The sequence below is a fragment of the Proteinivorax tanatarense genome (assembly GCF_040267685.1).
Lineage (GTDB): Bacteria > Bacillota > Proteinivoracia > Proteinivoracales > Proteinivoracaceae > Proteinivorax > Proteinivorax tanatarense.
Genome location: NZ_CP158367.1, coordinates 1 through 15,735 on the forward strand (window position 1 = coordinate 1; position 15,735 = coordinate 15,735).

Genomic DNA, 15,735 nt, shown 5'->3' on the forward strand with positions numbered 1-15,735 from the left:
TCCACCCCCTTAAATACACTGCAAATTATTATACCTTAATATAATATAAAATGTCAAGTTGTGAATAACATGTTTTATCCCCAAAAAATTATTACGTCTTGGGGATAAAACATGTTAAATTTATTGAAGTCTGTGGATTAATTTGATAAACTATGTTTATTAAATAAAATATCCACAACATAATGTTATTAACAGGCTGTGAATATCTTTGTGGATAACATCGCGTTGTTATTGTTTGTGGATTGTGTTAATTAACTCTTGAAGTTTTATATATAACAGCGTATTATAGCTGTGTATATTTTTTCTTTTACTGTTAACAAGGTAATAATTAATATCAACAGTTCACATTAATTCAATGTTATCTAAATAATTTATGTGGATATTTTTTTGGTTTTATTTATCCACACACAAATAATCCACACCGTTTTTAGTTTAGGAGGTCTATTAATGAAAAATAGTTTAGAGGGTATTTGGACAAAAGTTTTAAAAGAACTAGAATCTAAGGTTAGTAAGCCTAGTTATGAAACATGGTTGCAAGGAACAACAGCCATAACTATGTATGATTCCACTTTGGTGATAGGTGTTCCAAATGATTTTACAAAAGAGTGGCTTGAAAATCGATATGCAACTTTAATTTCTGAAATTTTACAAAGCTTAACTGGAAAACAGTTAGAAGTAAGCTTTGTAGTCCCGCAAGCTGATGCTCTCGATAATGATAAAACATCAAAACCAACAGAAAAAAATAAAGTTACCCATGAAAATATTACTACCCAACTTAACCCCAAATATACTTTTAATACTTTTGTTATAGGTAACAGTAATAGATTTGCTCATGCTGCTTCTTTAGCTGTTGCAGAGGCTCCAGCTAAAGCATATAATCCTCTTTTCATTTATGGTGGTGTAGGATTAGGTAAAACCCATCTTATGAATGCAATCGGTCATTATGTTACTAATCACAGCGAACAAGACAAAGTAGTATATATATCATCAGAAAAATTTACAAATGAATTTATAAATGCAATTAGGGATAATAAAACAGTAGAATTTAGAAATAAATATAGAACAGTCGATGTTCTATTAATTGATGATATTCAATTTTTGGCTGGTAAAGAACAAACTCAAGAAGAATTTTTCCATACTTTTAATACCTTACATGAAAATAATAAGCAAATTATAATTTCAAGTGATAGACCTCCAAAAGAAATCCCTACTCTAGAAGATCGTCTTCGCTCTAGATTTGAATGGGGACTTATTACCGATATTCAAAAACCTGATCTTGAAACAAGGGAAGCAATTCTAAGAAAAAAAGCTGAACTTGAAAAACTAGACATTCCAAATTCCGTCTTTATGTTTATAGCAAATAAAATTGCAACTAATATTCGAGAATTAGAAGGTGCATTAACAAGAGTTATGGCTTTTAGCTCCATGACTGGACAAGAAATTACTGTTGAACTAGCTAACCAAGCTTTAAAAGATATAATACCCAACAGTAACAACGAGATTATCGATATAGAAAAAATACAAAAGAGTATTGCAAGTCATTATCAATTAAAAGTTGAAGACCTTAAAGCCAAAAAAAGAACTCGTTCAGTATCTTATCCCCGTCAAATAGCTATGTATCTGTCAAGGGAACTTACTGATTTTTCATTACCTAAAATAGGAGAAGAATTTGGTGGCAGAGACCACACAACAGTTCTTCATGCTCATGAAAAAATAAAAAAAGATATAAAAAGTAATAAAAGTTTTGAATTAGAAATAAATAATTTAATAAAGTCTATTAAAGAAGGCAACTTAAATTAACTGTTAACATTCTTTTATAATATTTTAAACTATCCACAGACATATGCTCATAATCAAATAGCTGTTATATAAAGACTTATCCCACTTATCAACTTATCCACAGCTATTACTATTAATATTATTATTTATACAACTAAAAAATTAATTATTTACATCCAAAAAGGAGGATTATGATGGAATTTTATTGTTCCCAAGAAGACCTATTAACTGCGATATCTGTTACTCAACGAGGTATCTCTTCAAAAACTACTATTCCTATACTTTCAGGCATAATGTTGAAATTAACTAATGAGAACTTATTTTTAAAAAGTACAGATTTAGAAATAACTATTGAGTATAAAATCCCAGTAAATTCAATAACAGAAGGTGAAGTGATTTTACCAGCAAAAATTTTAACAGATATTGTTAGGAAAATGCCCAAAGAGGATATACATTTTTGTATGACTGAAGATAAAAATGTTAAAATAAAATCTTCTAAAATTGAAATAGACTTAACAGGTGAAAATACTGAAGAGTTTCCTAGTTTTCCAAAGCTCCCAGATAGCAATATACTGGAATTACCTGAGCTTAGATTGAAAAACATGTTAAAACAAACTGCTTTCGCCGTTTCTTCTGAAGAAAGCAGACCAGTTCTTACTGGCGTACTTTTTGAAATAAAAGGTTCTAGTCTCAACTTAATAGCTACAGATGGACATCGATTAGCTTATAAAGTAGCAGTATTAGAAAAAGAACCTTCTGAACCATTGAAAGTTGTGATCCCCAAAAAAGCAATAACTGAACTACAAAGAATTCTGATTGATGATGAGGAAAAGTATATAAATATATATGTTAAAGATTCAATAGTATTCTTTGTTTTTGATAATGTAATATTTAGCTCTAGAATAATTGAAGGAAAGTTTCCTCCTTACCAACAAATAATTCCTAATGATAATAATACAAAGATTAAAGTTAATACTAAGGATTTACAAACATCTATAGAAAGAGCAGAACTATTATCAAGAGAAGGAACGAGGAGTTTAGTTAAGTTTAAAGTTTCTGATATACTTTACTTAACTTCAAATACTCCTAACTTAGGAAGTTTATCTGAACAATTACCCGTTGATAAAGAGGGAGAAGATTTAGAAATAGCTTTTAATGCAAAACTTATAACAGATTGCTTAAAAAATATTGATGTCCCAGAAGTGTATTTAGAATTTAGTGGTTCATTTAGTCCGTGTCTAATTAAACCGGTTATAGGAGAAGATTACCTTCATCTTATTTTACCCATAAGGACAGCATAGGAGTGGTTTATAATGGAAAATGTTAAAATTACTGGCGATTTTATCAAATTAGATCAACTTTTAAAGTTTGTTAACTTAGTTGGTTCGGGTGGAGAAGCTAAGTTGCTTATAAATGAAGGAAGAGTAAAGGTTAATGGTGTTGTTGAAACTAAAAGGGGTACAAAGGTAAAAAAAGGCGATAAAATTTCCATTGATGAAGAAATCAGCTACTCTATTGTTTAGGGGAGCTGATTCTCATGTATATTAATAATTTAAGGCTAGAAAATTTTAGAAATTTTAAAAATAGAACAGTTCTTAATCTAGAAGACAATATTAACGTGTTTGTAGGAGACAACGCTCAAGGAAAAACAAATCTATTAGAAGCAATCCATTTTTTGGCTCTAGGAAAATCAATTACAAACCAAAAAAAAGAAGAACTGATTCATTGGGATAAAGATTATTTTTATTTAAACTGTTCATATTACGATCAAAAAAACAACAATATAGAAGTTGGTTATAATCGTGATAACAGAAAAATGATAAAGATAAACAATATTGAACAAAAAAAATATTCTAGTTTATTAGGTAGTATAAATGTTGTGATATTTTCACCAGAAGATCTTATGTTAATTAAAGGCAGTCCTTCTGTACGAAGAAACTTTTTAGATCAAGAAATTTCTCAATTAAGTCCTTATTACAATAATTTACTTTTAAACTATAGAAAAGTATTGTTTAACAGAAATAAATTACTTAAAGATAATAATCAGAAGCTTTTAGACACTATAGATATTTTTGATAAACAATTGGCTATGCTTTCTGAAGAAATTTTAATAAAAAGATTAGAAATACTAAATAAACTGAAAATTTTAGCAAAACTCACCCACAGAAAGCTTACTGATAATACAGAAAATCTTGAAATTAAGTACCATTCTTTTGTTGAGGATTTAGAACAGAAAATACCAGATTTAAAAGATTATATTTATAAAATTTTGCAAAAATACAGGCAAAAAGATATTTATACTAGACAAACAAATGTCGGTCTGCATAGAGATGATATAGGTTTTTATGTAAACGGAAAAGATACAAAAAAATACTGTTCCCAAGGTCAACAAAGAACTACAGTATTAGCTTTGAAATTAGCAGAAGTTGAAATGTTTATGTCTCAAAGAGGAACATATCCTATTTTACTTTTAGATGATGTTTTTTCTGAGCTGGATTACAAACGAAGAAACTTTTTGTTAAAAGCAATAAAAGGAAGAGTTCAAACTTTTGTAACAACAACGGAAAAAGAACAGGAACTTCTAAAGTCTTTTAAAGTTTTTAGCATAAAAAATGGAAAGATATATTAAGGGGGAATTACAGTGTTTTTACACTTAGGTGGTAGTACTGTTATATCATTAAAAGGTGTAATAGGAATCTTTGACTATTCTTTAACCAAGACAAATCATGTAAACAACTATTTTAACAATGGCAAAAAAATAATAAAAATATGTGAAGATGATGAGTTTAAATCCTTTATTATAACAAATAAAGAAATATATTTATCCCCTATAGCAGCAAATACGTTAAAAAAGAGAATTAATTCTCAAAACTTCACAGAAAAAGTAAATATTTTACAAGAACACCCCACTTTTAAATAAGTGGGTTTGCTATATTTTCTAGGAAAGGACAAGTTATAAACAAAGTATACTTTGCACTAAATGATTTTATAAAGTATAATTGGAGTGTTGTAGAATTTAGCTACGATGTTGGAGGAATGAAAATGGTAGAAAATAAAGATATACAGAACAATTCATATGAAGCAGAACAAATACAGGTATTGGAAGGTTTAGATCCAGTTAGGAAAAGACCAGGTATGTATATAGGCTCTACAGGCGTTAAAGGCTTACATCATCTTGTTTATGAAGTAGTTGACAATAGTATAGATGAAATATTGGCAGGTTGTGACAAAATAACTATTACCTTAAATGAAGATGGAAGTGTGACCGTTACTGATAATGGTAGAGGAATTCCAGTTGATATTCACCCTAAAATGGGTAAACCAGCTGTTGAAATAGTACATACTGTATTACATGCAGGTGGAAAGTTTGGTGGAGGCGGTTATAAGATTTCAGGAGGATTACATGGAGTCGGTGTTTCTGTTGTAAATGCACTTTCTACTTGGTTAGAAGTTGAAGTAAGCAAACACGGGAAAATTTATAAACAAAGATATGAAAGAGGAACCCCTGTAACTGAGTTGGAGATTATAGGTGAAAGTACAAGTACAGGAACTAAGTCCACTTTTTATCCAGACCCTAAAATATTTGAAACAATAGAATTCTCATTTGATACTTTAAATACCAGATTAAGAGAATTAGCCTTTTTAAATAAGGGTGTAACAATAGAGTTAGAAGATAAAAACAATGATAAAAAAGAAAGTTACACCTTTGAAGGTGGTTTGATTGAGTATATAGAGTATTTAAACAGAAGCAAAGATGGTATTCATAAGCCACCAATATATATAGAAGATCAAAAAGATGATGTTACCGTTGAAATATCAATTCAGTACCATACAGGGTATAACGAGAATATATTTTCTTTTGCAAATAATATAAATACCCATGAAGGCGGAAGTCATGAAATGGGTTTTAAAATAGCTTTAACAAGAGCAGTAAATGATTATGGTAGAAAGAAAAATATAATAAAAGAAAAAGATAAAAATTTGTCAGGTGAGGATATAAGAGAGGGTTTGACTGCAGTTGTTAGTGTTAAGCTACCAGAACCGCAATTTGAAGGTCAAACTAAAACTAAGCTTGGAAACCCTGAGATTAGGGGCATAGTAGAGAACATATTTTCCGAAAAATTTGCTACATTCTTAGAAGAAAATCCAAATATTGGGAAAAAAATAGTAGAAAAAGGTCTTTCTGCTGCTCGGGCACGAGAAGCTGCAAAAAAGGCTCGTGAATTAACTAGAAGGAAAAGTGCTTTAGAATCTACTGCTCTTCCTGGAAAACTAGCCGACTGCTCTGAAAAGGACCCTAGCTTAAGTGAGATTTATATTGTTGAGGGTGACTCTGCGGGGGGCTCTGCAAAACAAGGGAGAGATAGAAAGTTCCAAGCTATTCTTCCTTTAAGAGGTAAGATAATAAACGTAGAAAAAACTAGAATGGATAAAATTTTTGCAAATGAAGAAATACGTTCTCTTATCACTGCTATAGGCAGTAGTATTGGGGAAGAATTTGATATTGAAAAAGCCAGGTATCACAAAATAATTATCATGACGGATGCTGATGTGGATGGCGCTCATATAAGAACCCTGCTTTTAACTTTTCTTTATAGATACATGAAGCCATTGGTGGAAAAAGGATATATATATATAGCACAGCCACCATTGTATAAAGTAAAACAAGGTAAGAATGAAACATACATTTATACTGAAAGAGAAATGGAAAAATACATGCAAGAAATTAAAGGTCAAAAATATTCGATACAACGTTACAAAGGTCTTGGGGAGATGAACCCTAATCAGTTATGGGAGACTACCATGGATCCTGAAACCAGAACTGTTTTGCAAGTAGATTTAACTGATGCAGTAAAGGCTGACGAGTTATTTACCGTATTAATGGGGGATAAAGTAGAACCTAGACGAGAATTTATACAAAATCACGCCAAAAGCGTTAAAAACCTTGACGTGTAGTGAGAGGTGGATTAAATGTTAGAAACAAATAATTCAAAAGTATTACCAAGAGATATAAACAGGGAAATGGAACAATCGTACGTTGACTATGCTATGAGTGTTATAGTAGGTAGAGCGCTTCCAGATGTAAGAGATGGTTTAAAGCCAGTACATCGAAGAATTTTATTTGCCATGAATGAACTAAACATAGTTTATAACAAACCACATAAAAAATGTGCGAGGGTAGTTGGGGAAGTATTAGGTAAATATCATCCCCACGGAGATACAGCTGTATATGATGCACTGGTTAGAATGGCTCAAGATTTTTCTATGAGATATACGTTGCTAGATGGCCATGGAAACTTTGGATCCATAGATGGAGACGCTGCAGCTGCCATGCGTTATACAGAAGTTCGCATGGATAAAATTTCTCAAATGATGTTAGCTGATATCGAAAAAGAGACAGTTGACTTTAGATTAAATTTTGATGAATCTTTGGAAGAACCATGGGTTTTGCCATCTAAAATACCTAATCTTTTAGTAAATGGAGCAGCTGGTATAGCGGTGGGAATGGCTACTAATATACCACCCCATAATCTTACAGAGGTAATTGATGGAGCAATTTCTTTAATAGACAATCCTGAGCTTGAAATTCAAGATCTTTTGACAACAATAACAGGTCCAGATTTTCCTACAGGAGGCATTATTAAAGGTAAAGAAGGAATTAAAAACGCGTATAAAACAGGACGAGGGGTTATAAAAGTCCAAGGTGAAGTTAAATATGAAAAACTAAACAATGGAAAAACTAGAATAGTAATTACAGAACTTCCTTACCAAGTAAATAAGGCTAGGTTAATAGAAAAAATAGCTGATCTTGTTAGAGATAAAAAAATAGAGGGAATTACAGACCTTAGAGATGAATCTGATCGCAATGGTATGAGAGTTGTGATAGATATAAGAAAGGATGCCCATCATCAACATATAACTAATTTATTACTAAAGCACACACAATTGCAACAAACTTTTGGAATTATAATGCTGGCACTAGTGGATAATCAACCTAAGGTACTTAATTTAAAGCAGGTATTAGAGCATTATATAAATCATCAAAGAGATGTTATAACAAGAAGAACTAAATTCGATCTTAGAAAGGCTGAAGCTAAAGCGCATATATTAGAAGGATTAAAAATAGCCCTTGATAATATTGATGAGGTTATTAAAACAATTAGGGGATCGTCTAGTGCTGCGCAAGCAAAGGAAGAGTTGATAAATAGGTTTGCTTTGTCCCAAAAACAAGCCCAAGCTATCCTAGAGATGAGACTACAAAAGTTAACTGGCCTAGAAAGAGAAAAAATAGACTTGGACTATAAAGAAGTAATGAATCAAATTGCTTACTTTAAGGATCTGTTAGGAGATACAGGAAAAATTGATGGAGTTATAAAGGAAGAGCTACAGCAAGCCAAAGATCAGTTTGGTGATGAAAGAAAAACTAGAATTACTATAGATGAGCAGGAAATTGAATATGAAGATTTGATAGCCCAAGAAGATGTTGTTGTAACTATTACCCATCAAGGCTATATTAAAAGAATTCCTCTTTCGGCTTATAAAAGACAAAAAAGAGGTGGAAAAGGTGTAACTGCAATAGGAAGCAAAAATGACGATTTTGTAGAGCATCTTTATATAACTTCTTCACATAATCATATTATGTTTTTTACAAATAAAGGAGTTGTATACCGTAAAAAAGTATATGAGATTCCAGAAGGTGGACGGCAAGCTAGAGGAACTGCTTTAATTAATATTATTCCAATAGATAAAGAAGAACATATAACTGCAGTTGTTCCGATAAAAGAGTTTAAAGAAAATAACTATTTATTCTTTATAACAAAGCATGGATATGTTAAGAAAACTCAACTTACGGAATTTGATACTAGTCGTAAAAATGGTCTAATTGCTCTTACCTTAGGGAAGGAAGATGAACTAATATCTGCAAAACTTACTGATGGTAAACAGGAAATTTTAGTTGGTAGCGTACTTGGACAAGGGGTAAGGTTTAAAGAAACTGATGTAAGAAATATGGGAAGAACAGCTAGAGGTGTAAAAGGAATTAATCTAGTCAATCAAGATGAAGTTGTTGATGCTGTCATTGCAGACCCCTCCTATGATTTGTTAACTGCAACTACAAAGGGTTATGGTAAAAGAACAAGAATTGATGAGTATAGAACTCAAACCAGGGGAGGAAAAGGAATTAAAATAATGAACTTAACAGACAAAAATGGTCAACTAGCATCATTAAAAGCTGTTAAGGAAAGCGAAGATATAATGATAGTTAGTAATAAAGGATATATGACAAGGCAAGAAGTTAAAGGGATTGGCATATTTGGTAGAACTACTCAGGGTGTAAGACTAGTAAGGCTTAATGAGGATGAAAAAGTTGTGGCAGTAGCAAGAGTAGTTACAGAAGATGAAGAAGAGTAAATAAAAGGGAAAGCGGAAGTTAACGCCGCTTTCCCTTTTTTATTTTATAAAGTTTATTTAATAACATTGACTTAACATAAAACATATAGTAAAGTAGATTACTGTTGTCCCAGAATCAAGAAATGAATTTTATTTTGCAGGAAAAAGTTTTTAAAAAAACATTGACATATAGAAAAACAAATGGTATAGTATTATTTGTCGCTGAAACACGGCGGCAAACAAATTAGGTCTTTGAAAATTGAACAGCTAATGCAAAAGCCAGAAATGCAGACTAGAATTCCTGCTCTTGGAATTCGTAGTCGAATTTACCCAAAAACTTTTACTCAAAAGTTTGTTGGGCTCCGTTTTAATTAGTTTTAAAACATTTAAGTAAGATGAGCTAAATTTTAGCTTTTCATAGAATCTTTTATGGAGAGTTTGATCCTGGCTCAGGACGAACGCTGGCGGCATGCCTCACACATGCAAGTCGAACGATCCGACACTCAACCTAGTTGAGTGTCTGGATAGTGGCGGACGGGTGCGTAACACGTGGGCAACCTGCCCTTTAGATCGGGATACCATCGGGAAACTGATGTTAATACCGGATACCTTCTTTTTGTCACCTGATAAAAAGAAGAAAGATTTATCGCTAAAGGATGGGCCCGCGCTTCATTAGCTAGTTGGTAGGGTAACGGCCTACCAAGGCAACGATGGATAGCTGGTCTGAGAGGACGATCAGCCACACTGGGACTGAGACACGGCCCAGACTCCTACGGGAGGCAGCAGTGGGGGATATTGCGCAATGGGGGCAACCCTGACGCAGCAATGCCGCGTGAAGGATGAAGGTTTTCGGATCGTAAACTTCTGTTATGAGGGATGAATAAAATGACAGTACCTCAAGAGGAAGCCCCGGCTAACTACGTGCCAGCAGCCGCGGTAATACGTAGGGGGCGAGCGTTGTCCGGAATTACTGGGCGTAAAGAGCATGTAGGTGGTTTGATAAGTCAGATGTTAAACTGCGGGGCTCAACCCCGTATTGCATTTGAAACTGTCAAACTTGAGGACAGGAGAGGAAAGTGGAATTCCTAGTGTAGCGGTGAAATGCGTAGATATTAGGAGGAACACCAGTGGCGAAGGCGACTTTCTGGACTGTACCTGACACTGAGATGCGAAAGCGTGGGGAGCGAACAGGATTAGATACCCTGGTAGTCCACGCCGTAAACGCTGGGCACTAGGTGTAGGGGGTTTAGATACCCTCTGTGCCGCAGTTAACGCACTAAGTGCCCCGCCTGGGGAGTACGACCGCAAGGTTGAAACTCAAAGGAATTGACGGGGGCCCGCACAAGCAGCGGAGCATGTGGTTTAATTCGACGCAACGCGAAGAACCTTACCAGGGCTTGACATCCTCTGAAGGCTTTAGAGATAGAGTCGTCCTCTTTTGAGGCAGAGAGACAGGTGGTGCATGGTTGTCGTCAGCTCGTGTCGTGAGATGTTGGGTTAAGTCCCGTAACGAGCGCAACCCTTATTCTTAGTTGCCAGCAGGTTAAGCTGGGCACTCTAAGGAGACTGCCGGTGATAAACCGGGGGAAGGTGGGGATGACGTCAAATCATCATGCCCCTTATGTCCTGGGCTACACACGTGCTACAATGGCCTGAACAACGGGAAGCGAAGGAGCGATCTGGAGCGAATCCTTTAAATCAGGTCTCAGTTCGGATTGCAGGCTGCAACTCGCCTGCATGAAGTCGGAGTTGCTAGTAATCGCGAGTCAGCATATCGCGGTGAATGCGTTCCCGGGCCTTGTACACACCGCCCGTCACACCACGAAAGTTTGCAACACCCGAAGCCGGTGAGCCAACCTTTTAGGAGGCAACCGTCGAAGGTGGGGCGAATGATTGGGGTGAAGTCGTAACAAGGTAGCCGTATCGGAAGGTGCGGCTGGATCACCTCCTTTCTAAGGAGCTTTAACTTATGGTTAGTAGCTTAGCTGTTTAATTTTGAAAGACCTAGTCTTTCATGCAAGGGCTTATAGCTCAGCTGGTCAGAGCGCACGCCTGATAAGCGTGAGGTCGGTGGTTCGAGTCCACCTAAGCCCACCATAAAAAACATGGGGGTGTAGCTCAGTTGGGAGAGCACCTGCCTTGCAAGCAGGGGGTCAGCGGTTCGAATCCGCTCATCTCCACCATTTTTTTTATACCGATCTTTGAAATTACCCATAAGGAAAGAAACTAAGAAAGTATCAACCCGAGAAACAAAAGCGTGGTAGATACAATTTCATTATGTTTAAACGAGCAAATTAGGTCAAGTTACAAAGGGCGCACGGCGGATGCCTTGGCGCTGGGAGTCGAAGAAGGACGTAGCGAGCTGCGAAAAGCCGCGATTAGCTGCAAGCAAGCTGTAAGTCGCGGATTTCCCAATGGGGCAACCCACCACAGTTAATACTGTGGTACCACCACCTGAATAAGTAGGGTGGTAGGAGACAACCGGGGGAACTGAAACATCTAAGTACCCCGAGGAAGAGAAAGAAAACTCGATTCCCTAAGTAGTGGCGAGCGAACGGGGAAGAGCCTAAACATTTTTAGTGTAAGCCTGTATGCGTTGCTAAAAGTGGGTTGAGGGAGTTACTTTACAAGTGGATACAGCCACTTGGGATAGTTACAAAATTAAAGTTTAGGCGAATTGGCTGGGAAGCCAAACGATACAAGGTGAAAGTCCTGTAGCCGAAAAGCTTTAAACTATCTAAGTAGCCACCCGAGTATTGCGGGACACGAGAAACCCCGTAAGAATCTAGGAGGACCACCTCCAAAGGCTAAATACTACCCAGCGACCGATAGTGAACAAGTACCGTGAGGGAAAGGTGAAAAGTACCCCAGGCGGGGGATGAAATAGAACCTGAAACCGTGTGCCTACAAACAGTCAGAGCCCCATAAGCGGGTGATGGCGTACCTTTTGTATAATGGATCAGCGAGTTACATTTGCAAGCGAGGTTAAATGGTAAAGCCATGGAGCCGAAGCGAAAGCGAGTCTTAATAGGGCGTTAAGTTTGTATGTGTAGACCCGAACCCGAGTGACCTACCCATGGCCAGGGTGAAGTTTTGGTAACACAAAATGGAGGCCCGAACCCACTAATGTTGAAAAATTAGGGGATGAGCTGTGGGTAGCGGTGAAATGCCAAACGAACTCGGAGATAGCTGGTTCTCCCCGAAATAGCTTTAGGGCTAGCCTCAAGGATGAATAGTGGAGGTAGAGCACTGATTGAGCTAGGGGCCTAACCCAGGTTACCGAACTCAGTCAAACTCCGAATGCCATATATTTAGACCTTGGGAGTCAGACTATGGGTGATAAGGTCCATAGTCGAGAGGGAAACAGCCCAGACCATCTGCTAAGGTCCCCAAGTGTAAGCTAAGTGGAAAAGGATGTGGGATTGCTTAGACAACCAGGATGTTGGCTTAGAAGCAGCCACCATTTAAAGAGTGCGTAATAGCTCACTGGTCAAGTGATCCTGCGCCGAAAATGTCCGGGGCTAAAGCTTACCACCGAAGCAATGGAAGAGTAGTAGTGTGAGGTGAGAGGTTAGAAATAAGTAAAAAATGTACGTTTAAGCAAAGCTTAAACAAAATCATTTGAACTTTACCAACTTCTGATTTCTCACATCATACTACTACTGTTGGTAGGGGAGCGTTCTAAGTGCGGCGAAGCTGTACCGAAAGGAGCAGTGGAGCGCTTAGAAGTGAGAATGCTGATATAAGTAACGAAAAGAGATGTGAGAATCATCTCCGCCGAAAACCTAAGGTTTCCTGAGGAAGGCTTGTCCGCTCAGGGTAAGCCGGGACCTAAGCCGAGGCCGAAAGGCGTAGGCGATGGACAACTGGTAGAGATTCCAGTGCCACCAAGCTTTGTCTAAGTGATGGGGTGACGCAGTAAGGTAGGTTATCGCACTGATGGATATGTGCGTTCAAGCCAGTAGGGATTAGAGGTAGGCAAATCCGCCTCTATCTATTCTGAGAGGTTAAGAGGACCCAATTAAGGGGAACTAACTAATCCTACACTGCCAAGAAAAGCCTCTAGCAAGAAGCGCGGTGCCCGTACCGTAAACCGACACAGGTAGGTGAGGAGAGAATCCTAAGGCGCTCGGGAGAACCTTCGTTAAGGAACTCGGCAAAATGACCCCGTAACTTCGGGAGAAGGGGTGCCTCGATATTGTGAAGTACATTCGTACTGAGCGAGAGGAGGCCGCAGTGAATAGGCCCAAGCGACTGTTTATCAAAAACACAGGTCTCTGCTAAATCGAAAGATGAAGTATAGGGGCTGACGCCTGCCCGGTGCTGGAAGGTTAAGGGAACGTGTTAGCGCAAGCAAAGCATTGAACCGAAGCCCCAGTAAACGGCGGCCGTAACTATAACGGTCCTAAGGTAGCGAAATTCCTTGTCGGGTAAGTTCCGACCCGCACGAAAGGCGCAACGACTTGGGCGCTGTCTCAACGAAGGACCCGGTGAAATTGTAGTACCTGTGAAGATGCAGGTTACCCGCGACAAGACGGAAAGACCCCGTGGAGCTTTACTGTAGCCTGATATTGGATTTTGGCATTTACTGTACAGCATAGGTGGGAGGCTGAGAATAGAGGACGCTAGTTTTCTAGGAGCCTAAAGTGGGATACCACCCTGTGAATGTTGGAATTCTAACTAGAAGCCGTAATCCGGTTTTAGGACAGTGTCAGGTGGGCAGTTTGACTGGGGCGGTCGCCTCCCAAAGAGTAACGGAGGCGCCCCAAGGTCTCCTCAGAATGGTTGGAAATCATTCGTAGAGTGCAAAGGCATAAGGAGGCTTGACTGCGAGACTTACAAGTCGAGCAGGGACGAAAGTCGGGCTTAGTGACCCGGCGGTACCGAGTGGAAGGGCCGTCGCTCAACGGATAAAAGCTACCCCGGGGATAACAGGCTTATCTCCCCCAAGAGTTCACATCGACGGGGAGGTTTGGCACCTCGATGTCGGCTCATCGCATCCTGGGGCTGTAGTAGGTCCCAAGGGTTGGGCTGTTCGCCCATTAAAGCGGTACGCGAGCTGGGTTCAGAACGTCGTGAGACAGTTCGGTCCCTATCTGTCGCGGGCGCAGGAAGTTTGAGAGGATCTGTCCTTAGTACGAGAGGACCGGGATGGACGAACCTCTAGTGTACCAGTTGTCACGCCAGTGGCAGTGCTGGGTAGCTAAGTTCGGCACGGATAAGCGCTGAAAGCATCTAAGCGCGAAGCCACCTTCAAGATAAGACTTCCCAACTTGTAAAAGTGTAAGACTCCAGATAGACTATCTGGTAGATAGGCCGGGGGTGTACAGGTAGTAATACCTTTAGCTGACCGGTACTAATAAGTCGAGGACTTGACCAACTTAGTTTAGATAATGACTTAGTTTTCATTCCTTATGGTAATTTGAATCCAGTGACCATAGCGAAGAGGTCCCACCGGTTCCCATCTCGAACACCGAAGTTAAGCTCTTCAGCGCCGATGGTACTTGGGGTCTACCCCCTGGAAGAGTAGGACGTCGCTGGGTACTTTAAAACACCTAACCATATTCTTTGGTTAGGTGTTTTTTACTTTAAAAGGTTTATACTATTAAAAGATAGAAACAACCTGGATTTTAGTTTCCATGAACGTAAAGGTTCACCTTTTAAAAATTTTGAATAATTTTATTTAAAATTTAGACAAAAAGAAGAGGTATTATTTAACAAGACGAAAGTATCAGTTTTATATTATATAATAGGTATTTAGTTTTATTTTTTAAAGAAGCGAATGTAACAGAAACTTGAGCAAGAATCTTTAACTTGGGGATTTATTCAAAGAATAGATAATCGTTAAGATTCATTAATATGAAATATTTTATTATAGAAATTACTTTACTTTAACTTTTTTTTTAAGTATGTAGATGTGTTTTTCTCATTAGTTCATATTTTAAAGAAAAGCAATTTATTTGTGAGTTATATGCTGATATTTTATCTTAAGTTTACGTAAATTGGATTTGAGATTGTATTCTCCACCAGTTATAATTATTTACGGAGTGATTAATTATGAAGTTAAATATAGCAGGGATAATACCTGAGTCTGTTGTAGATGCCCCTGGGGGAATTAGTTATACTATTTTTGCACAAGGATGTTATCATCAATGTAAAGGTTGCCATAATCCTCAAACCCATAGTTTTAAAGGTGGAAGATTAATGACCGTCGATGAAGTAATTAAGGATACTATAAAATATCCTTTAAGCAAAGTAGTTACATTTTCTGGCGGGGATCCATTTTATCAACCAAAAGAGTTTGCCTTACTTAGTAAAAAATTAAAAGTAAAGCAATATAGACTGGTGGCTTACACCGGTTTTTTATTTGAGCAGCTCTTAAATGATGTTGAGAAAAAGGAGTTTTTAGTGAACCTAGACCTGTTAATTGATGGTCCATTTATGGAAGAACTTAAAAATGTTGATTTAGATTTTAGAGGTTCTTCTAATCAAAGAATTATTGATGTCCAAAAATCACTTAGCACTGATAAAATTTGCCTGCATCAACTAAACACTTAAGGGGGAGTT

General features: G+C 37.3%; 8 protein-coding genes, 2 tRNA genes and 3 rRNA genes. All 13 read left to right on the plus strand.

The window, feature by feature from the left end; translation table 11 throughout:
• Nucleotides 1–447: 447 nt before the first annotated feature.
• The gene (gene dnaA, locus PRVXT_RS00005; protein WP_350343678.1) at nucleotides 448–1,800 is read left to right on the plus strand and encodes a chromosomal replication initiator protein DnaA; all 1,353 of its coding nucleotides are present in this window, start codon (nucleotides 448–450) and stop codon (nucleotides 1,798–1,800) included.
• Nucleotides 1,801–1,973: 173 nt separating this feature from the next.
• Nucleotides 1,974–3,080: a DNA polymerase III subunit beta gene (gene dnaN, locus PRVXT_RS00010; protein ID WP_350343679.1), complete on the plus strand. Its 1,107-nt coding sequence runs from the start codon at nucleotides 1,974–1,976 to the stop codon at nucleotides 3,078–3,080.
• 12 nt (nucleotides 3,081–3,092) lie between these two features.
• Nucleotides 3,093–3,302: an RNA-binding S4 domain-containing protein gene (locus PRVXT_RS00015; RefSeq protein ID WP_350343680.1), complete on the plus strand. Its 210-nt coding sequence runs from the start codon at nucleotides 3,093–3,095 to the stop codon at nucleotides 3,300–3,302.
• A 14-nt stretch (nucleotides 3,303–3,316) separates the two neighbouring features.
• The gene (gene recF / locus PRVXT_RS00020; RefSeq protein WP_350343681.1) at nucleotides 3,317–4,408 is read left to right on the plus strand and encodes a DNA replication/repair protein RecF; all 1,092 of its coding nucleotides are present in this window, start codon (nucleotides 3,317–3,319) and stop codon (nucleotides 4,406–4,408) included.
• A 12-nt stretch (nucleotides 4,409–4,420) separates the two neighbouring features.
• Complete coding sequence (gene remB, locus PRVXT_RS00025) at nucleotides 4,421–4,699, plus strand: extracellular matrix regulator RemB (protein ID WP_350343682.1); 279 nt, start codon at nucleotides 4,421–4,423, stop codon at nucleotides 4,697–4,699.
• Between the two features lie 122 nt (nucleotides 4,700–4,821).
• On the plus strand, nucleotides 4,822–6,735 hold the full coding sequence (gyrB, locus tag PRVXT_RS00030) for a DNA topoisomerase (ATP-hydrolyzing) subunit B (protein ID WP_350343683.1): 1,914 nt from the start codon (nucleotides 4,822–4,824) through the stop codon (nucleotides 6,733–6,735).
• Nucleotides 6,736–6,750: 15 nt separating this feature from the next.
• On the plus strand, nucleotides 6,751–9,189 hold the full coding sequence (gyrA, locus tag PRVXT_RS00035) for a DNA gyrase subunit A (protein WP_350343684.1): 2,439 nt from the start codon (nucleotides 6,751–6,753) through the stop codon (nucleotides 9,187–9,189).
• 405 nt (nucleotides 9,190–9,594) lie between these two features.
• Nucleotides 9,595–11,120, plus strand: a 16S ribosomal RNA gene (locus PRVXT_RS00040).
• A gap of 68 nt (nucleotides 11,121–11,188) precedes the next feature.
• Nucleotides 11,189–11,265, plus strand: a tRNA-Ile gene (locus PRVXT_RS00045).
• 10 nt (nucleotides 11,266–11,275) lie between these two features.
• A tRNA-Ala gene (locus tag PRVXT_RS00050) sits at nucleotides 11,276–11,351 on the plus strand.
• A gap of 114 nt (nucleotides 11,352–11,465) precedes the next feature.
• Nucleotides 11,466–14,548: ribosomal RNA gene (locus PRVXT_RS00055) — 23S ribosomal RNA — on the plus strand.
• A gap of 47 nt (nucleotides 14,549–14,595) precedes the next feature.
• A 5S ribosomal RNA gene (rrf, locus tag PRVXT_RS00060) occupies nucleotides 14,596–14,711 on the plus strand.
• The 16S, 23S and 5S rRNA genes sit together here with 2 tRNA genes alongside, the layout of an rRNA operon.
• A 514-nt stretch (nucleotides 14,712–15,225) precedes the next feature.
• The gene (gene nrdG, locus PRVXT_RS00065; RefSeq protein ID WP_350343685.1) at nucleotides 15,226–15,726 is read left to right on the plus strand and encodes an anaerobic ribonucleoside-triphosphate reductase activating protein; all 501 of its coding nucleotides are present in this window, start codon (nucleotides 15,226–15,228) and stop codon (nucleotides 15,724–15,726) included.
• Nucleotides 15,727–15,735 lie beyond the last annotated feature (9 nt).

Bases quoted from the DNA above. Each gene is read 5' to 3' on its own strand.
- recF (WP_350343681.1), top strand. From the start codon at position 3,317: ATGTATATTAATAATTTAAGGCTAGAAAATTTTAGAAATTTTAAAAAT.
- dnaN (WP_350343679.1), top strand. From the start codon at position 1,974: ATGGAATTTTATTGTTCCCAAGAAGACCTATTAACTGCGATATCTGTT.
- PRVXT_RS00015 (WP_350343680.1), top strand. From the start codon at position 3,093: ATGGAAAATGTTAAAATTACTGGCGATTTTATCAAATTAGATCAACTT.
- gyrA (WP_350343684.1), top strand. From the start codon at position 6,751: ATGTTAGAAACAAATAATTCAAAAGTATTACCAAGAGATATAAACAGG.
- gyrB (WP_350343683.1), top strand. From the start codon at position 4,822: ATGGTAGAAAATAAAGATATACAGAACAATTCATATGAAGCAGAACAA.
- nrdG (WP_350343685.1), top strand. From the start codon at position 15,226: ATGAAGTTAAATATAGCAGGGATAATACCTGAGTCTGTTGTAGATGCC.
- dnaA (WP_350343678.1), top strand. From the start codon at position 448: ATGAAAAATAGTTTAGAGGGTATTTGGACAAAAGTTTTAAAAGAACTA.